This is a genomic window from Pseudoalteromonas sp. GB43 (assembly GCF_054923805.1).
The window spans coordinates 1-20081 of sequence record NZ_JBPCHJ010000002.1 but is presented as its reverse complement, the minus strand read 5'-3'; the positions used below and the strand labels follow the sequence as shown (position 1 = coordinate 20081).

The 20081-nt window shown below is 39.3% G+C and carries 15 protein-coding genes and 1 pseudogene; 4 read left to right on the top strand and 12 right to left on the bottom strand.

Features of this window, described 5'->3' with window-relative positions; genetic code table 11:
* Positions 1-259 precede the first annotated feature (259 nt).
* The 4 genes from ACRWSG_RS17350 to ACRWSG_RS17335 all read right to left on the bottom strand — a co-directional run bounded on the left by ACRWSG_RS17350 (position 260) and on the right by ACRWSG_RS17335 (position 4727).
* Positions 260-2590, bottom strand: coding sequence for a S9 family peptidase (locus ACRWSG_RS17350; RefSeq protein WP_199528867.1), 2331 nt, complete (start codon positions 2588-2590; stop codon positions 260-262).
* A 39-nt stretch (positions 2591-2629) separates the two neighbouring features.
* The gene (locus ACRWSG_RS17345) at positions 2630-3484 is read right to left on the bottom strand and encodes a DODA-type extradiol aromatic ring-opening family dioxygenase (RefSeq protein WP_462166986.1); all 855 of its coding nucleotides are present in this window, start codon (positions 3482-3484) and stop codon (positions 2630-2632) included.
* Positions 3485-3596: 112 nt separating this feature from the next.
* Complete coding sequence (tmpT, locus tag ACRWSG_RS17340) at positions 3597-4229, bottom strand: thiopurine S-methyltransferase (protein WP_462166985.1); 633 nt, start codon at positions 4227-4229, stop codon at positions 3597-3599.
* Positions 4230-4238: 9 nt separating this feature from the next.
* The gene (locus ACRWSG_RS17335; RefSeq protein WP_199528869.1) at positions 4239-4727 is read right to left on the bottom strand and encodes a DUF2938 family protein; all 489 of its coding nucleotides are present in this window, start codon (positions 4725-4727) and stop codon (positions 4239-4241) included.
* Positions 4728-4827: 100 nt separating this feature from the next.
* Between ACRWSG_RS17335 and ACRWSG_RS17330 the strand changes: the two genes are divergently transcribed.
* The gene (locus tag ACRWSG_RS17330) at positions 4828-5709 is read left to right on the top strand and encodes a LysR family transcriptional regulator (RefSeq protein WP_462166983.1); all 882 of its coding nucleotides are present in this window, start codon (positions 4828-4830) and stop codon (positions 5707-5709) included.
* Here the strand turns inward: ACRWSG_RS17330 and ACRWSG_RS17325 are convergent.
* Positions 5704-6279 (bottom strand): DJ-1/PfpI family protein, encoded by a 576-nt coding sequence (locus tag ACRWSG_RS17325; protein ID WP_199528871.1) that lies wholly within the window; start codon positions 6277-6279, stop codon positions 5704-5706. The two genes, ACRWSG_RS17330 and ACRWSG_RS17325, sit on opposite strands and share 6 nt — an antisense overlap.
* Positions 6280-6405: 126 nt before the next feature.
* On the opposite strand from ACRWSG_RS17325, the gene ACRWSG_RS17320 reads away from it, so the two are divergent.
* Positions 6406-7110, top strand: a complete 705-nt coding sequence (locus tag ACRWSG_RS17320) for a hypothetical protein (RefSeq protein WP_199528872.1) — start codon at positions 6406-6408, stop codon at positions 7108-7110.
* Between the two features lie 29 nt (positions 7111-7139).
* On the opposite strand, the gene ACRWSG_RS17315 is transcribed toward ACRWSG_RS17320, so the two are convergent.
* The 6 genes and pseudogenes from ACRWSG_RS17315 to ACRWSG_RS17290 form a co-directional block, all read right to left on the bottom strand.
* Positions 7140-7439 carry a hypothetical protein gene (locus ACRWSG_RS17315; protein ID WP_300361829.1) on the bottom strand — a complete coding sequence of 100 codons (300 nt, stop codon included), beginning with the start codon at positions 7437-7439 and terminating at the stop codon, positions 7140-7142.
* Positions 7436-8119, bottom strand: coding sequence for a hypothetical protein (locus ACRWSG_RS17310; protein ID WP_462166981.1), 684 nt, complete (start codon positions 8117-8119; stop codon positions 7436-7438). Before ACRWSG_RS17310 ends, ACRWSG_RS17315 begins: the two co-directional genes overlap by 4 nt.
* Before the next feature lies 1 nt (position 8120).
* Complete coding sequence (locus ACRWSG_RS17305; protein WP_138599771.1) at positions 8121-9587, bottom strand: DNA recombination protein RmuC; 1467 nt, start codon at positions 9585-9587, stop codon at positions 8121-8123.
* A 229-nt stretch (positions 9588-9816) separates the two neighbouring features.
* Positions 9817-12958: pseudogene (locus tag ACRWSG_RS17300) on the bottom strand (DEAD/DEAH box helicase).
* A 415-nt stretch (positions 12959-13373) separates the two neighbouring features.
* Complete coding sequence (locus ACRWSG_RS17295; protein WP_138617231.1) at positions 13374-14336, bottom strand: transcriptional regulator; 963 nt, start codon at positions 14334-14336, stop codon at positions 13374-13376.
* 14 nt (positions 14337-14350) lie between these two features.
* Positions 14351-15589, bottom strand: a complete 1239-nt coding sequence (locus ACRWSG_RS17290) for an AAA family ATPase (RefSeq protein ID WP_199528876.1) — start codon at positions 15587-15589, stop codon at positions 14351-14353.
* 769 nt (positions 15590-16358) lie between these two features.
* Here ACRWSG_RS17290 and ACRWSG_RS17285 point away from each other — a divergent pair.
* Positions 16359-17573 carry a replication protein A gene (locus tag ACRWSG_RS17285; protein WP_462166980.1) on the top strand — a complete coding sequence of 405 codons (1215 nt, stop codon included), beginning with the start codon at positions 16359-16361 and terminating at the stop codon, positions 17571-17573.
* A gap of 55 nt (positions 17574-17628) precedes the next feature.
* On the opposite strand, the gene ACRWSG_RS17280 is transcribed toward ACRWSG_RS17285, so the two are convergent.
* The gene (locus ACRWSG_RS17280; protein WP_462166978.1) at positions 17629-18504 is read right to left on the bottom strand and encodes a DNA replication terminus site-binding protein; all 876 of its coding nucleotides are present in this window, start codon (positions 18502-18504) and stop codon (positions 17629-17631) included.
* Between the two features lie 437 nt (positions 18505-18941).
* On the opposite strand from ACRWSG_RS17280, the gene ACRWSG_RS17275 reads away from it, so the two are divergent.
* Positions 18942-20081: 3-deoxy-7-phosphoheptulonate synthase class II (locus ACRWSG_RS17275; RefSeq protein ID WP_462166977.1), on the top strand; the 1140-nt coding region annotated here is incomplete at its 3' end.

Here is a 20081-nt window from a genome sequence, read left to right as displayed (position 1 = left end):
ACACTACTTCAATTACAAAAATTAGTTAATAAGACAATTGTAACAGAGTATTAGTTAACTCCTTTCACCGACTTGACTGTAATACAGGATATTCATTAGATAATCCAATAGCTCGTAACTACCATTGCTAGCACTGATAATTTACTTTAAACATTTGATAGCTTTCATCTAATCGCTATCTTGTGTAACGGGGGTTTACAGTTTGCATAAAAAAACCGCAGCTTAACCTCTAAGCTGCGGTATTTTTTATAGAGCATATTTACTTGTTAAGTAAATGCTTTTCGAAGAAGTTAGCCATCATAGTGTGATAGTGCAGGGTAGTGCCTTTACCTTCTCGTAGGCTGTGAGAACGGTTCGGGTAAGAGAAAAACTCGAACTGTTTATTGTGCTTAACTAATTCGTTAATTAAGCGCTCTGAGCCTTGGTAGTGAACGTTATCATCTCCTGTACCGTGGATCAGTAGCAACTTACCTTGCAGGTCTTTTGCAAAGCTGATCGGAGACGTGTTGTCGTAACTTTCAGGATCGGTATTTGGGTTACCTGCATAGCGCTCTTGGTAGATAGTATCGTACAAGCGAATATCTGGCACTGGGGCTGAGGCAATCCCAACTTTATATTTATCACCGTGGCGGAATAACAAATTAAGCGTTGAACTACCACCACCTGAGTGACCCCATACACCAACACGGTCGGTATCAATGACATCCCAACGTTTTGCCATTGCATCAAGGGCGTCAACTTGGTCACGTACGGTAATAGAGCCTATTTTTTTGTAGATAGACTTACGCCAATCTCTGCCTTTTGGTGCGCGCGTGCCGCGGTTATCAACTGAGGCAACAATAAACCCTTGCTGAGTTAGATACGACTTGTATAAGTAACTGTTACCTTCCCAGCGATCTTGTACTGTTGAGCCCCACGGCTCACCGTAAACATAGAAAACGATTGGGTATTTTTTACTTTTATCCATATTCGCTGGGAACATGATGTAGCCATCAAGCTCAACACCATCGCGCGCATTAACCGTAAAGAACTCGTGAGTCGGTAATTGCTCAGTCGCTAATTTCTCTTTTAATGCTTTGTTCTCAACTAAGGTTTTCACATTGCTGTGATCGCTTACTTTAATGATCTCTTTCATTGGTGGGGTGCCAAATTTAGAGAAAGTATGCATTGCCCAAGAGGTATCTTTAGACATGTAATAACTGTTTGAACCATCAAATGACGCTGGCGTTACGCGCACCGGTTTAGAGCTGCCATCAAGCGAGGTACGGAATAAATATCGCTGACCTGGATCATCCGGTGATGCAGTAAAGTACATAACGTTTTTATCTTCGTTGAGCGCTAACATATCAATGATGTCGTAATCGCCCGGTGTTAAATCGACTATCGTTTTACCATCGCGAGATACACGGTACAAATGGCGCCAGCCATCACGCTCACTGTGCCAAATAAAGAACTTACCGTCTTTTGACCAGTTTGCTTTATAAAACCATTCAATAAAGGCATCGTCTTTATCTTCAAGAATTTTAGTCAGCTGCTTTTTTTGCCAGTCGAATAACCAAACCTTGTTGTGGCTTTGCGGACGGTTAAGATCTTGGATCATCAAAGATTCACCAGTGCCTGCCCAGCTAATACGTGGAATATAACGATCGCGATTATCACCACCTAGTTCAGCCCAACGGGTTTTCTTGTCATTAAGACTAACCACACCCACTTTAACCGCTGAGTTCATCTCGCCGGCTTTTGGATACGGAAACTCTTTAAGGGTAGGGTAGAGATCATCGGTGTTATTGATCATGGTGAAGTATTTCACGCCACTGGTATCAAGCTGCCAATAGGCAATTGATTTGTTGTCTGGACTCCAGCGGAAACCATCACGAATAGTAAATTCTTCTTCGTATACCCAGTCAAAATTACCATTAACAATGGTGTCGTTACCATCAGTGGTTAAGGCAGTCACAGCCTTGCTACCCACTTTTTCCATGTAGATATTGTTATCACGCACGTAAGCTACTTTTGAGCTATCAGGTGAGAACTTAGCAAACATCAGCTTTTTCGCTTCGATGTTTTCGCCACCTAACTGATATAGCGAATCAGTTTCGAGGTTTAAAAGCCAAAAATCACCACGGCTACGTGAGCGCCACACTTGCTCGCCATTGCTAAAAACCATCAGCCATTTACCATCTTTAGACCATTGGTAGCTTTCAACGGTGAGTGGCTCTTTATCACCTTTGGGAATTAATTTTTCGTAGCTAACAAGTACCTTACGACCCGTGCCATCGGCGTTATAAAACACAATATCATTGCCTTTTACGCCGTGCTCATCGTCTTTAGCTTTGTCGTCTTGGTTGTTTTTATCGCTTTCGCGACCTTCAAGTACCGTATAACCAGTACCATCATCGAGCCACGTAAAATAGGTGCTACGCTCAGCTTTAAAGTCTTTTTCTTTATAAATTTGTTCAAGCGAGAGCGGATTAGCCGTTGCGTTCACTGTTGCTGATGGCGTGCTCGCTTGCTCTGTACTTGAGCATGCTTGCAAACCTAAACCCGCAACCACAGCAAACGCAAGGGTTGATGTTTTTATTAAGTTCATTTTGTTGTTCCTAGGTTTTAACTTACCTAGCGTACCAAATTAGATGAATAAAATCTGAGCCTTTATCGTGTTATCTGGGGGGTTGAACTTAAACTTAATCGTCCCACAAGAACATACTGGCTTGCTTATTGGCAATACGTAGTTCGTAGATATCACTACAAGGGCGTATCGCCGCACCATAGCAAACATGTAACGGCAATAAGTGCTCTTCACGAGGGTGACTAAAACGCGCCGCAGGGTCATTTGCCATTCTAATAACTTAGCTTGTCGCTGCTGTTCACTCAGCTCAGTATTGCCACAGACATCGACTAACCATTGCTCAAAAGCCATATTTTGCGCTTTAATTTCAGCTGTTTCAGGGGTGAAAAATGCGCGCATATTATGAAAAGTAAAGCCAGAACCAATGATCAATAAATTATCGTAATCAAGCTGTTGTAAAGCCTCACCTATCGCTAGGTGTAAGTTTGGCTCAAGGCTTGGATGTAACGACAATTGCACACAAGGTATATCTGCCTCTGGATACATAATCTTCAAAGGCACATACATACCGTGATCAAAGCCACGAGATGGGTTTAAAGTGCTATCGATATTAGCCTTTGCCAATGCTTGATGTACTTTTTCGGCAAGGGCTGGTTCACCTGGGCTTGGGTACTCAATACTGTAAGCAGGCTCAGGAAAACCATAGTAATCATAAATTAGCTCAGGAGCAGCGCTCGAAGTGATGCTAATTGGGTTCGCTTCCCAGTGCGCACTCACCATCAAAATAGCTGACGGCTTTTGAATTTTTGCAGCAATAGACTGCAAACAAGTAACCATATCAGCATGACTTGGATCGCCAAGTAAAGGCATAGGACCGCCGCCATGTGAAACAAATAAAACGCGTGGCTTTTGCATAAATGTACTCCTTAAATGCAGTAATCACTATAGTGCACGCACAGAGGTAGAATAACTAGCGACAAAAACGCACAACTAGGGTGTGAATTTACACACCACTAGTTTGTAAGTACTAACTTAAATGCCAAGCTACGTTCATAGACGGGACTTGCCCTTTTAAGCCACCTTCGAGAGGTTCTTTGCACAGTAATGTTAGTTGATAAAAAGCATCGTAGTGCTGATGTAGCTCATCGGCGACCACACTAAACGGCGGACCCGAAAACTCACTTTGCTGATACTCAAAGACCACCACTAATTGTTTAGCTCTATTGGTTAATTCAAGTAAATGCTGGGTATAGCGAATGCGCATGGGCTTTGGCAGCGCAACTAAGGCAGCACGGTCATAAACCGCGTTGATAGTGCCAAGTTCATTCGCGGTAAGTGCAAAAATATCACCTACCCAAACGGTTAGATTTGCGCCTTGATAACGTAATAGTTCGCCGTGTTGGCTAATTTCGGGTTCTAGCTTTAACTCATCAAATAACTGCTTAATGGCTATCTCACTAAGTTCTGCCCCAACAACACGCATACCTTGCGCGAGCAAATAATGAATGTCGTGAGTTTTTCCGCACAGTGGCACAAAAACAGTATCGCCTTGCTGTAAATTTAAGTTAGTAAAAAACTGATCTAGATAACGGTTAACGTCTCCTTCATGAAAACCAATTTCGTTATTTTCCCAACGTTGATGCCAATGCTTTGCGTCCATTACTTACTCCTAAATAAATTGAATGAATTGAGCTGATAAATATATTCCGACACCAAAAAGTAGGTGAGTTACAGCACTTTTTAAGCGGGCTTGAAGTGGGTTTGCTGTTTTCGTAGCCATTATCCCCATCCCTAAAGCGGGCTGCATAACAAAAAATGGCATAGATACACTAGCTAATCCAAATATACATGCAGCAATTAAGGTGGGCTGTTCAAGCCAAGCAATACCGACCAGTAATATAAATAGAAACGAAAATAAAACACCAATAAAGTAGTGTAAACACCAGCCAAACACGCACTCAAAATGCTTAGCAGGGCTGCTTGTTATATTCTGGTGCATAAACTTTCCAGCTAATAACCCCAAGCCCCAACGGCCAACTAAACAAAGGTTTAATGACGGTATCTTAAACACTTTAGCCAGCAGAAAAGCATAAAGATCAATGAACAAAGTCGCCGCTATGCCTACAAAAGTTATCACATAAATATCATTAACACTCATAATTAGATGCTCTTAAATGATTTAATAAAAGACATGATATCTAATTGCAAAAATGCTAAAAATAGCAAGATAAACAAACTATGATTGCATAAATGAGAACATGATTGACGATATTGCCCTATTCATACAGATTGTTAAACAAGGCGGCCTAAGTAATGCGGCTGAGAGCTTGTCGTTACCTACCGCGACAGTGTCGAGGCGCTTGCAACGGCTTGAGCAACGCCTAGGCGAGCAGCTTTTAAATCGCTCAGCAAGGCAATGCACGTTAACACAAGCAGGAGAGGTATATTTTCAAAGTTATGTTGAATTAATTGAGCAGTTTGAACAAACTCACCGCCAGCTCAATGATCAAAAAGCACAATTATCAGGAAAGCTTAAAGTTTTAGCACCTCTGAATATTAGTCATGGTTTCTTAAAGCCGATGTGGCTCGCATTTACTAAACAGTACCCTGATATTCAACTTGAGTTATTGCTTAATAATAAACTTGAAGATCTGAGTAAAAGCCAAGCTGATCTAGCAATAAGAGTCGGGCCGCAGGCTGATTCTATGCTCCATCAGAAAAAGTTAGGCAGTGTTGATACCTTATTTGTAAGCACTAAAGTATACCTTAATTCGGCATCTGCCATAGAAGAGCCTGCTGATTTAAAACAACATAGATTAATTGGTACCACGTTGCGAAATAAGTGGCAGCTAACCAATACACAAACGAATGCAACTTATACTCACATGTGCCGATTTGCTAGTACTTTTAACGATACTGGATTTGTAAAATACTTAGTTTGTGATGAGCAAGGTATCGCCTTGTTACCTCGGTTTGAGGTTATAGATGAATTAAAATCTCAGCAGCTAGTTCAAGTACTGCCACACTGGCGAGGGGAAAACCGCGACATTAATGCTATCTGGTCAAGCGCACGTTTACTGAGTAAAAAGGCTGTATGTTTAAAACAGTTTATAACCGACTACATGGCTGAGAAATTATAACGTCTGCCATTTATATTCCATCTGTTTAGCAGTTAGTAGGGCGTGTTCGTAACTAATAAACTCAGCGACTAATGCTAGGCTCATATCAATGCCTGCAGAAATCCCCCCAGAGCTGATAAACTTACCGTCGGTGACCCAACGAGTTTCTGCAATCACGTTGAGATCAGAAAACATAGCAGCCAGCTCAGGTTGATCTTGCCAATGAGTCGTGACATTTTTACCGCTTAAAAGCCCAGTTTTAGCAAGCAAAAACGCCCCCGTACAAACACTCGCAACACGCTTGGTGTTAGTGACTGTGTGTTTTAACCAAGTAATAACCTCTACTTTTTCCAGCTCTCGTGTATGGTCACCCCCAACCACAACAAGCAGATCAAGCAAAGGGCAGTCAGCAAAGCTGTAATGGGGGTTTACACTATAACCGCCGCGGGCAAGAACAGGACTATCATTTTCAGCAATTAAACTCACTTGCCAGTCATTATTCGCTAGGCGCTTAGCCGTACTAAACACCTCAAACGGACCTGAGAAATCGAGCACTTCGGCATCATCATAGATGTAAATTCCAATATTCATACAATTGTTCCTATTATGTGGATTTATTTCTCAAGTAAAAAAACGTACTATGCCATTTTTGCAGTTCGTTAATGACAAATTATTAAATTGCGCACTGTATACAAACAAAACTTCAAGGCATTGTTAATGCGTTTTTTATTATTATTGAGCGTGCTGCTGGTTGGTTGTAAAACAACACAGCAAAGCGTTGCTGAAATTAGTGAAGTATCGCCGGGCACTATTTATTTTCACGGCAAAACATCAAAGCAAAATGTTGAAAAGTTTGAACAATTATTAGTAAATAGCGATCAACAAATCAACACCTTAATAATTAATAGCCAAGGTGGTGATGTGATGGCAGGTCTCCATTTCGGAGGCTTAGTTCATGAATATCAACTCAATGTTGTAGTGCGTGAGCTTTGTGCATCCTCCTGCGCCAATTATGTCGTTACTGCAAGTCCACATGTCCTCGTTGAAGCACAAGCCGTTATTGGCTGGCATGGCGGCTCATTACAGCCATTATACGTGCCCATGGAGCAGCCGCCCGAGGTAGCTAGTTATATAGCTAAATGGCAAACTGCAGAGCGACAATTTTTCGATATCATCAATGTTGAACAAGCGGTTACTATCATAGGGATGATGCCAGGTATTACCGAGAAACGTGATGCGGCTATTTATAGTTACGACGCCCAAACCCTGAAACGTTTAGGGTTACATATCGAGTTTGCAGGTGCGCAAACGGGGATGTCAGCAAGTGGTGAAAAAATCGCGCAGGTATTCGAGCTTGAAGAGTCTGTACTTAACCACTTTTTGATGCTCAACGATATTGTTTCAGCAGAACTTATTAACTAATAAAAAGCCAACATGACGTTGGCTTTTTATTAGTTTTGTTGGCTAAGCCAAGAGTGGATTTGTTTAGCACTTCTTGGTGACACTATTTCAGCACGACGTTTTAACTCTTTATGCCACGCCAGATCATTTAAAGCCGCATCACTTAATGGTGCATTTCTATCTGTGTTTTTTAGCACATAATAGGCATCTGCAACATCCGCAAGGCTAATACTATTGCTTGTAGCAAAGCGTTTAGACATTGACGCTAACGGCTTATTCAACGAACTATTAGCCGATAAAGGGATCAAGCTGTCCGCAGGGTATGATGATGCAAGACCATCGTTTTTCATCGCAAACGCGAAACAGTGTATGTGGAGCCCGGTTTTTGCTGCTCAAGTAATGCAATAACAGAACTAAAAGGCGAAGCTTGATTGCTTATAACTATCGGCTTTTTAAACGTGTGAAATGCACCAAAGAGTAAGATTGCACGGCGCTGCTTAGCGACAACATGCTGATTTATAGCCTCTAAATAGCCAGTTTCACGGCTACGCTCTAGCTTTTGCCAATCCTCTTTAGAGAGGGTTTGCCAGTTCATTGCAGGCTCAGCAAGGACGAGACGAACTTTATGTTCACGGGTGCTATTAAGCTGTTTTAACTTTAAAACTAATTGCTCATAAACATCATATTGCCATGCCATAAAATACAAGGTGTCGCGCCAAATGTGCCTTACGTCATCAATGCTTATATTCTGTTTGCTCAACAAATATTGATCAGCTAAATCTTGATACCGCGCATTGCCAAATTCAACGACAAGATCATCAAGCTGCTGCCAGTTACTAGGCTCATCTAAGTATTTTATAAGCCTAGTAACAACATGCTCGCTGCCATGAACATCACCAATCGCAACGAGTTTATTAGCGTGTAACGCTTTATTAAGTTGGCTGTCGTAATCATAATTTTCAGCTTTGACACTACTTGCAAAACATACAGATGCCAAAACAACAAACGCGATGCGCTTTAAAACCTGCATATTAATCTAACTCTAATTGGGCTTTTTCAACAGTTTCCGCGGGTAACTCTTTTTGAACAGAAACCCCCAACTCTTTGAACTCAGAGGCCTGCTTAATCAAGTTTCCTTTACCGCGGTACAGCTGAGAAAACGCTTTATCATAGCTTTCTTTGGCGCGGTCTAACTGCTTACCAACCCCTTCCATACTGGTTAGGAAACCATTGAGCTTGTTGTAAAAACGCTCAGCACGGGCGGCAAGCTCTTTTGAGTATTTAGTTTGCTCTTCAAAACGCCACAGTTGTTTTACGATATTCAAGCTAGTCAATAAGGTCGTTGGAGTTGCAACTAAGATATTTTTTTCGATTGCTTGCTGATAAATATCACTCTGGTACTTAAGCGCTTCAACAAATGCAGATTCTATGGGTACAAACATGATCACCACTTCTGGTGAGTTAATACCGGGTAGTCTGTCGTAGGCTTTGCTTGCTAACTCGTTTATACGTGATTGCACCGCCATAACATGCTCTTTTAGCGCTTGCTGCGCCTCAAGCTCTGTATCGGCATTTACATAGCGTGTATACGCGTTTAAAGAGGTTTTAGCATCGATAACTAAATGACGTTGCTGAGGCAAATACACCACAACATCTGGTCGTAAACGGCCATCTTCGGTGTTAAACGATACTTCTCGCTGATAATCTACTCCAGCACGCAGCCCAGCGCTGTCGAGTACATTTTCAAGCATTAACTCACCCCAATTACCTTGGGTTTTCTTTTGCCCTTGTAATGCGGTGCTCAGCCTATCGGCTTGTTCAGTGATAGCTTGGCTTTTAGCCTGTAAATGCAATAACTCAGTTTTTAGCGCTGCACGCTGCTTTAGATCTTCGACGTGGATCAATTCCATCTTATCGCGAAAGCCTTTTAGCTCACCCTGAACAGGTTTTAATAGTTGCTCAATACTTTCTTGATTTAAGGTTTTAAAACGTTGCGATTTTTCTTCAAGGATTTGATTAGCGAGATTTTCAAATTCTTTTTTGAGTTGCTCTTTGCTTTCTTTGATATGGCTAAGCTGCTCTTTAAAATGCAGTTCTTTTTGCTCAACTGTGCTTCGTAAGGTACTTAAATCAACATCGCGCTGATTAAGTGCAGCTTTTGTATCAGCAAGCTCAGCTTCGACCTTGCGCCAAAACTGACTATATTGTTGTGCTTGTTTTTCTTGTTCTACAAAGCGAGTTTTAAAGTGTTGAGACTCATCACGTTGTTCTGCGTAATCTTGCTGTAACTGCGAAAGTGTAAGCTGGCTTTGTTCAAGTTGCAGCTGCTTTTGTTCTAAATGATTTTGCAGGATTTGCTGGCTATTTTGAAGTTCGGTTAACTGATTTTTTAAGCGACTATTTTGTAGGGCAAAAATAACACCACTTGCAACAGCACCTACAGCAGCACCAAGCACACCACTTTGCCAATTAATCTGTGCAATTAGCTCTGTAATCATAATGAAAACTCAATAACTTAAAGACACATCATCATAACGAATTAGCGCTCAGCAGAGTAGGGGGTTTAGGCATAAAAAAAGCCAGCTCAAGGTGAGCTGGCTCTAACATTACTAAAATTTAGTAACCAAATGGGAAATCAACATAATGCTTATGTAAACTGCAATTTAACAACAAGCATAATAATAGACGCCCCAAAATTTGATTAGTTCAAAAAAACTTTAAAAAAATTTAATTTTTTATCAGTGCAAGCATTTGCTCTTCATCAAACTGAGTAAAACTCATTGATTTCTCGGTAAATAATGCATCAACAAGGGCTTGTTTATGCTGCTGCATTTTAAATACTTTTTGTTCGATTGAGTTAGCCATAATCAATTTATAAACAAACACAGGGTTAGTTTGGCCAATACGATAGGCACGATCTGTCGCCTGTTTTTCAACGGCAGGGTTCCACCAAGGATCAAAATGAATCACTGTATCGGCTTGAGTTAGGTTTAATCCGGTGCCGCCGGCTTTAAGGCTGATTAAGAATACGGATGTATCACCTTGAGTAAACTCTTCAATTACACGGTCGCGATGTCGCGTTTGCCCTGTAAGCATACTAAAGCGGATGCCAAGTTCATTTAATCGCTCAGCTATCACATCAAGTGCCATGGTGAATTGACTAAATATAATCACCTTACGTCCTTCGCTAAGCATAATAGGCAAATGCTTTGATAACCACTCAAGCTTAGCACTGCCAGCCTGTGAACTAGGATCGATCAATTTTGGATGACAGCAGATTTGTCTTAGCTTTAATAATGCATCTAAAAAGGCAAGCTTACTTTTTTGCACACCTTGCTGCGCAAATAGGTCAACTAATTTCTGTTCTAAAGATTCAGTGATACCGGTGTAAATTTCTTTTTGTTTGCTCTCAAATTCAAACTCTTTAACTAGCTCAGTCTTCTCTGGGAGCTCTTGCGTTACCTGAGCTTTAGTACGACGCAAGATAAATGGCATGATCAACGATTTAAGTTCATCTGCACGGACAACATCGTTATCACGCTCTATAGGCGTTTGAAAATAACTCTTAAAATGTGTTTGCGAACCAAGCAAAGAGGGCATTGCAAAGTCGAGCAAAGATTTAAGCTCAAATAAGTTATTTTCAATAGGCGTGCCGCTTAAGCAGAGCTTAAAGTCAGCATTAAGGCGCTTAACTAACCGCGAAACCTGCGCGGCATCGTTTTTGATATATTGCGCTTCATCAAGAATGATGTTTTCAAAATACAGCGGCGAATAAAAGGCAATGTCACGTTTCAACAGTGGGTACGTGGTTAAGATACAATCTGCTTGCGACAACTGTTGTAATTGGTCGCTGCGCGCAGCACCGAAGACGGTGGTGATTTTTAAGTTGCTCGCAAACTTATTGATTTCGCTTTGCCAATTACCGACCAAGCTGGTTGGGCAAACAATTAACGTGGTCTGCTTGTGGTGATTGCTTAGCATTAGCTAAAAAGGCAATAACTTGTAAGGTTTTACCTAGCCCCATGTCATCAGCCAAAATACCACCAAGTTGATGACGTTTTAAAAAGTTAAGCCAATCAACACCGTGTTGTTGATACTCACGTAATTGCACACCAGAATTTAAGCCTTGAATATCGGACTTTTTAATAAGCTGTTGCGAGCTATTCAGTTCAGATAAATAAGCATCGAGTGCATCGTCAACAATATTAACCTTAATTGCTTTTTGCTCGATAAGCTTAGGCAAAAACGACAAAGGCATTAAGATTTCGTCACGGGTTTTAATATGCTCAAAACGTTCACGATAATCATTAAGCTGCATCATCGCGGCCTTTTCAACCACAGCAAAGCGTTTTCCTACAGTAAAGTAATAAAAGCGCTCACTTTGTCGATTAAGCGATTGATAGGTATTGTTATCAGTGACAAACAATTGCTGAGTTTTGACACCAGAGATCACGATTTTACTAACTATCTGATGACCTTTACCTCGCTCAACTTGCAGTGAAAGTTGTTTTAGAACTTTGCCTACGTCTAACTCATCATTAATTTTCCAACCGCGTTTTAATAAGTTTGGAATTATTTCAAACTTTAACCAGTGCTCATGAATAACTGATTGTTTATTAAAGATAAAGTCAGTTTGTAAAGCCCCTTTACATAATTCAAAACCAAGGTTAGTTAATTCATTTACAACGGTGTTTTCTAATGACTGGTTTAATATATCAGCTGGCGCCTGGCTTAAATCATACAAAGAGTTTTGATAATTAAACTGCAATCCTAAGCGGATTGTGCCCTCGTCATTATTAATACTGATGACAGGGAATACAGTTCGAGCTAGGCTTTTTTTGCTTTCCTTAAATGCATGAGGGATCACACCTTCACCAAAATTATCATTGAGCTGTTGATAAACGCGATCAAAGTTCTCTGTGTGAATAGCAGGCATATTGGCTAGTAACGCTATTTCATCGGCTGTTAACGGAGTACGAATTCGGCCCACTTTTAGTTTTTCAGGGTCAAGGTAAGTAGGGGGGGTTGTTTTTAACAATAACCAATTATCTTGACCAGCAAGCGTCATGCTCAATGATGTTAAGTCTTTGTTTTGTTTCCAATCAAACTCTAACGCTTGCATACTGTCAGCTTTAATTGCTTGGCGCGAACGGCCTAAAAACAAACGCTGGGTGGCAATTAATTGCTGTAGTGCTGCAAAGCCCCATTGACCTTTAAGCTCCAGTTTTCCAAGGGCATTTTGAGAACGGATCCAGCTATATAAACGAAAATCCGATTCTAATAAATCAGTGGGGGTTACAAAACTATTTAATTGCTGCTCGGTAAGGTTACGACCAAGCGTATAGTTATGCTCAGGATCGTAATTAGCAATTTTAGGAGTAAGGGTTACAACAGACTTCTCTACATCAAGGACGAATAATAAAACCTGTTTGGCATTGTCACTAGCAACTTGCTTAAGCGTTTTTAGCTCACTAAACCAATCATTAATGATGTAATCTTCGCCATAGTCACCTGAATGTTCAATTTTCAGCTTTAGGAGCACAGCCGCAATATGACGGCATTTGGTTTTAGAGCCACAAGTACAATGCGAATCGACCGAAAAGCCACTTGGTAATTTGCTGATCTCAATATGCTGAGTGAAGGTATTTCCTTCGTTACCAAACATAGATGCATCAATAACACTAAAATCACTGTTATGTTCTAACCAATTGATTTGGCCGTTCTGGTGATACTCTTTTGCTTTACTTAACACATGTGGCTTAAACAGCTGTTTAATGAAGCGCTCAGACAGAGGAAACTGAGTTTCTTGCTCTTGTTTGATTTCTTCAAAGATAGCTAATAAGTCATTTTTGGATAAGTTAGCAGACATAACGCTTTTGACAGTAAAAACAAAAAATAATTCTGCCAGTATATAATCTATCGGCCCAGAGCTAAAGCACTATTGGGCAATATTGGACTGGTTGGAGCTGATTAGTTAGTAAAAAAGTGCTTTATAATAAAATCAAAGTTGAAAAGTGACATACTGAGCATTTAACAAACAACAATCGCACAAGATATAAACAGGTTAATAACAAGGAAGGGGCTTTACAGATCGATTTTTTACTAAGCAAACAAATTTACAGGGTAACAGAACTGTAAAGGGGCGATTAGTTGGTAAAAAACTGATCTGAGAGTGTAAGAATGACCAAATTAGCCAACCAAAGATCACTATTTTACTAACGAAAGGGGAGGAGAGATCACGCTTTTACTAACTGTAAAAGCGTGAGAGATTATTATTTTACTAACTAATTAAAGCTATTTAACAATTTAGTTAGCTGCTCTAAGCGTTTGTCTGTCATCACTTTATTATCGATTTTGACAGATAAATCACCGCTTTTAATATTACGCTGTACGCTAACAAACTCACTGTCGATAAGTGCTTCACGACGGCTAGGCGCTGCTGGTTCAGCAGTTAATAGCTTAGTAATTGCCAGAGCGCGTTTATCATCGCTGCTGATTTGCGCTAATTCGCTATCACTACTAACGTCATTTACAAGCTTGGTAAACAACTGCTCATCTCGTTCTTTGGCACTAATAAGCTTTTTAGCTACTTCACGGCCAACATGATTTGCTGTTGGGTAAAGGCTTAAAACCTCTGAAGGTAGGTTCTCATACGCTTTGATAGCATCAGCAATAGCTGTGTGTGATACCCCCTCAATTGCCGCAATCTCACGATAAGAGCCTTTTTTACCTTCAGCAATAAGCTCATCACGGGTTTGTTGATACGCTTGACCAAGCTCCCATAGGCTCGGGGCAATGTATTGATCAGATGATACAGCAAGTATTTTAGCATCTTGATCTGTAAAGTCTTCCGAGCTTAAAACTAAGTAATCAGAATTGCTTAAAATACATGCTTTACGACGACGAGAGCCTGCTAATACAAGCATTTCGTCACCTTTATCCCAACATAGGGCAGGGTGCTGATTACGACCGTCTTCGGCAATTGCAGGTAGGATATCGGCAACTGACTTTTCATTTAATAATGATTGCACACGGCGGTTTTTACCATAAACTTTTGTTTTAGCTTCAATTTCTGAACTTGGGATAACCTTACACACCAAAGTAATTTGACGAGTAGGATCACTTGGAGCAGGCATACTGATAACATCACCAGCAGAAGCCTGTTCTAGCAAAGCATCTAAACTACTGCTTTCGATAGACGTTGAAAAAGGGTCTAAGCTGGTATCGTTTTTACGTTTTTTAGCCATTTTTATTAATTACCTTACTTAGCTGAATTTAGCGTTGATTGAGTTGACTGCCAATTAGAACGGATCAACATTTCTAGTTCATCAACCACATCTTTGATATTTTCTTGCGCACGAAGTAGTGACTCACGACTAGCTAAGCTGTCTGACGTTTTTTGATCAAAAATAGTATTAAAAGAAGATGAGCTGGCGGTAATGGCTGAACTATGATTGATTGGGTAACTCATTACTTGACGACCAAATGCACTACGAACATCTTTAACAATATCGCGCTGTGAATGGTTACCCTTAACATAATTAGTCACTAAGAATTGCATGAAATCCCAACCTTGGTGACCAAGCGCAGCAACTGTATGGTAAATCTCGCCTAATCGTTTTAAGTATTTATTGTTTGCATCAAAGTCTACAGCTTCAGGATGAACTGGAATAAGCATCGAGGTAGAAGCCATTAATGCATTATAAAACATAAAGTTAAGAGAAGGGGCTGTATCAATTAGAATAATATCGAATTGATCTTTTACCGGTTCAATTACTTTTTCGAGCAATTTATGATAGTGGCGTGTTTTATCGTAACTAGAGCTATCTTTTAATAAAGTTGCTGTTTCATGCTCAAAATAAAAGTCATCCATGCCTGAAGGCAATATACGGATATTAGGTATATGAGTAGCTAAGAAAGAGTTAGTTACTAACTCATCCCAGGTTTCGTTTTCATCGAGTTCAATACAGTCACGCATTAAGTCACCAACAGTGATTGGATCTGGTTCACTAGGCGGGAAAAAGCTTGATGAAGAACCTTGTGGATCAAGGTCAATGATACCAATTCTGTATCGTTTAATGTTGGTAGTAGCAAGTGCAGCGGCTATGTTCACCATGCTGGTCGTTTTACCACAACCACCTTTTAATGAGTTAATAACGATAACTTGTAATTTATCATCAACGGTACGGTGATCTGGCTTTATATCCATGATATCAGCCATAGCAAAAATATTTACCAAGGTATATGCGTAGTGACCATTAGCACCACGTTTGATATTTAGTTCATCAAAGTCACCATTATCATGACGTCGTTTCAAGGTGCGATTATTACAGCCTAATAAGTCAGCGGCTGCTTTTTGCGTGTAAGTACGAAGTTCTTTTTCTTCAGACTTTAAATGGGCACGATAATGTTGAATACGTCCTTCTAGCGATTTTTCAGCAACTTCTGCTGTCGCTTTTAGTAACCTGTAAGTGGCTAGCGCATTATTATTGATAGACATACTTTCTTCCTCAAAGTTATGCTTTAAGTATAATGTCCATTCAAATTGCTGTAAACAAGTATTTAAGACGACATACCTTTTATTTATAAGACATTTAATAAAAATTTGTAACTTTACTGATGCTAAGTATAAATAAGTAAGTTTAATATCGGTTAAGTATATAGGTATATAAGGTTAAGATGATAAAATTGTGAAATATATTACTGATTTTATTGAATATTTACTAAAAAGCCAGATCGTGTTTTTACTTGGTAAAGATCAGATCTATAATGACTCGCAGATCAGCATATTACTAAGCAAAAAATGAGCTTTCGACTTATGCACAGCTTAGTCACTGCTTTACACACAAAAATGCTTGTGTAGATCAAACTTTTACTAACTAAATTATAAAGTTATACACTGAGAGGATAACTAAAATGCTCAATAAGTTGGTATGGATCTAATCTATAGTTGGTACAGATCAGATCTATGCTAACTAAAGAGCTGTTTATCCACATGCTGTTTTAAAAAAGCAATTTTTGTCGTGTTAATTTGCTTTAAAAAGGTGATTAACAGGACATAAATTGAACTGAGTTAGTAAAATTGCGACCTATCAACTATAACTTAGTAAAAATCTGATCTGAAAATCAGCAATTACGAAACAGTTAGTATAAAACTGATCCGAAGAAATAAATTATGATCGGATCAAGTTTATACTAACTTAAACATTTAACTTTTGAAGTTTTATGTGTTGTTATTAACTGTCGAAGAAAAATTGGAAATAAGAACAATGAGCCGAAAGGTCAACATCTCGGTAGATAACTTACCCGATACATTACGCGGGCAAATCCACGGGGTGGAAAGTGCAATAGATAATGAAAGTCTTGCACTATTTACAGACAACAAAGATGTGCGTGTTTCAATTGAAAATGCTGCACATGGTTTGAGAGCTTACTCAAATACATTTAATCATTATGATTTATGGGGACGTTTTGTCCGTTCTGGTCATAAGAAGCTTCCGGTTGAAGAAGCACCAAAGAAAACCATCGTCACAAGAAGAATCTCTGAAAAAGTAGACGGCATTCTTTATGATGGCGAAATCAAAATTACACCTGCGGTAGTAAGCACAAGAAAAGATGGTGAAGATGTTGAATATCTTGTTTGGTCATCTGATCGAGAAGAAAAAGTCGAACGTGCCTTAATTCGTTTAGCCTCTAAAGGTAAAATTGTAAAAATCAATTTTAAGTCTGGCATTCAATACGCAGTTGTTTTTTCAATGAATGAATTAGCGCAAGAGCTGAAAGCTGTTGGTCAGTCGATGCCTTATCCGCAAATCAAAGAATCATTAGAAGCATTACAAGGTTCTAAACTTTCTTTTAAATATTCAGCAACAGATACGCGTAACTCTGATATTGATGACTCATTTTACGAATCAAACATGAACTTTTTATCGTCACTTCATTTTAGTGGAAAAAAAGGTCAAGGTGGTAACGTAAAATGTGTAGCTTGTTTGAATGCCTTCGTTCATAACATGATCGATAACCTTGAATACAAAGGTTACTACTTTAATAGTGCTCAAGAATTAAAACGTGGTTTATCTCGTTGGATGATGCTTCGTTTATATCATTTATGGCGTTATGCGGCACCGGGTAAGACCTACCATTTCCGACTATTATCGATTATGGAAAAATATGGCTCTATTTATTCAACAGACGAAATTACCGAGAATAAATTAAAAGCTTTGCGTCGTGATATGACTACGACAATGAAAGACTTAATTGAGAAAGGTGCAATCTCTGAATATAACATTACCAATGTCAAAGATGACAAAACGGGTAATATTATTGATTACACATATGAAATGCATCCATCTGATCAATTTTGTGATGAGATTCTTACGCTTAATAAGCATAATAAACGAATCGAAATTCAAGGTGGGAAACGCATTGTTGAGAATGCGGTATTAATCGATGAAGATAAAATTGAAGAAATAGTCGAAGACTAATTTCTTTTATACTTACTATATACAAAAGGCCACATATGTGGCCTTTTTAACATAATCAATCTGTCACTTGTTCTAAGTAAAGTCTATCAACTAAGAAATCATATTCTCTTTTTCGAGGGTGGCTTTCAGGTTTTTGATAATCAGTTAATGTACCCAGTTTTACATCTGGTTCTGGGTTTATCAAAATAAAAGGTAAAGCAGCACTAACATGATATCGATTTTTAGCTGTATATCTTACATTAACTTGTGGGCTAACTCTTGTTGGTCTACGAATTCGCAATTTTTCTTTATCACCTAAACTTGCAACACGACTTTGCTCTTGTGCAACTAGCGCTTGCCAAGCGTGTTGGTCAATCATTCTTGGGTTAGAATAACTAGCCGATTTATCCAACATTGCTAAGGCCATTTTTTTTGTTAGCGTTTTAGTTGCGTGTTTGTGCATCCAAGTAAAACGAACAGAGTAGGGCGATTCAGTTTCAAAATGGATCTTACGATATGCTGCAAGGGTAATGAGATTTGGAACAGCATTGTGAACAGCTTCAAACCGCGCATCATTATTATCGATAGCTATAACACTATTTTTAAAATCAGCTTTTGCTTTATTTAATTGATTTATCCTTGCAATGAAATGTTGCTTATCGACATCTTTTAAAACTAATAAGCCTGGATGCCTTTTTAATACTCGACTACTTAATCCTGACTTTTTATAAAAATCACCAAAGGAATTTAGAATTAATTTATGAGCATCATCGCCTTCAATTTTATGTACACTAATTGAAGAAGGAACTTTCTTTTCGTCGTTTACATCGATATCTGGCAGTTGATAATATGAAGCCTTATCAAAACCCACTTCTTTTAATTTTTCACAAAACAAATGAGTCAATTCACTGACTAAATCAAACTGACTGCGTATCTCTAACTTTGCACTCATAGGAACACATCTTACTTAACGTTTATTCAATTTTAACCTTATCTTCTGAAAATTAATAGATAAATTTTTTTTCAATGCTGACCTTACTTATAAATTAATTTAAGTATGATGTGTTCTCTATTATGCTACTTAGTACAGGTTTTCAACTTGATCAATGTTAGATATAAATTGTTCAATATAAGTGTGTAAAGCAGAGGTTACACTAGGCCTTAATCTAGGTAAGATGTGTTCTTGGCCTTTGGGTTAATTGTTAAAACAAAAAAAGCTCTATAACTCACATCTTTCAAAATGGAAAGATGCTAAGTATCTGCTAGTTAATATCGAATCTGATTATCAAATAACGAAATAATCGTAAATAGCTGAATATTGTCCTTGAACTTAGTACGTGCAATAAGTTAGTTTTCGTAAATGGTCTATGTTAGGAATGAGGAAACAACATGCAATCGTGGAACCCAGACAGCTGGAGAAAACTGCCGATACTTCAGCAGCCAGAGTACCCAGATCAAGAAGCCCTTAAATCAGTTGAAGGGCAATTAAAAAGCGCACCACCTCTGGTATTTGCCGAAGAGACGCGTAGCTTATACAAACAACTAGAAGCTGTATGTGAAGGCAGAGCCTTCTTATTACAGGGTGGTGATTGCGCAGAGTCATTCAGTGACTTTAATGCAGCAAATATCCGCGATACATTTAAAACACTTTTACAAATGGCCGTTGTTTTAACTTATGGTGGTAAATGCCCTGTAGTTAAAATTGCGCGTATGGCAGGTCAGTACGCTAAGCCTCGCTCATCAGATTACGAAACGATCGATGGTGTATCTCTGCCTTCGTACCGTGGTGATATCATCAATAACTTCGAGTTCACTGAGCAAGCACGTGTACCCGACCCACAGCGTTTGATGACAGCATATCATCACAGTGCAGCAACGCTAAATTTATTACGCGCATTCGCGCAAGGTGGTTTAGCCGATTTACATCAAGTAAACCGCTGGAACATGGGTTTTGTTGCAGCAAATCCGCTTAAAGAGAAATACCAACAGCTAGCTGACAGAATTCAAGATGCGCTTGAATTTATGGAAGTGTGCGGTATCGACTCAACTGTTGCACCAAGCTTAAAAGAAACAGACTTATTTACATCACACGAAGCATTATTATTAGGCTACGAAGAAGCACTAACACGCCGCGACCACTTATCAGGTGACTGGTACGATTGTTCTGCACACTTTGTTTGGATTGGTGAACGTACACGTCAACTTGATCATGCACACATCGAATTCTTTAAAGGTATTAAAAATCCAATTGGTGTTAAAGTTGGGCCAGGTATGGACCCAGATGAGCTAATCAAACTTATCGATGCAGTTAACCCAGATAACATTCCAGGTCGCTTAACGTTAATTACGCGAATGGGTGCTGATGTACTGCCAGAGAAACTACCGGCACTAGTACGTAAAGTACAACAAGAAGGCCGTAAAGTTATTTGGAGCTCAGATCCAATGCATGGTAATACTGAGAAAGCGAGCTCAGGTTATAAAACACGTAGCTTTAATAATATTCTTCGTGAAATTAGCCAGTTCTTCGCA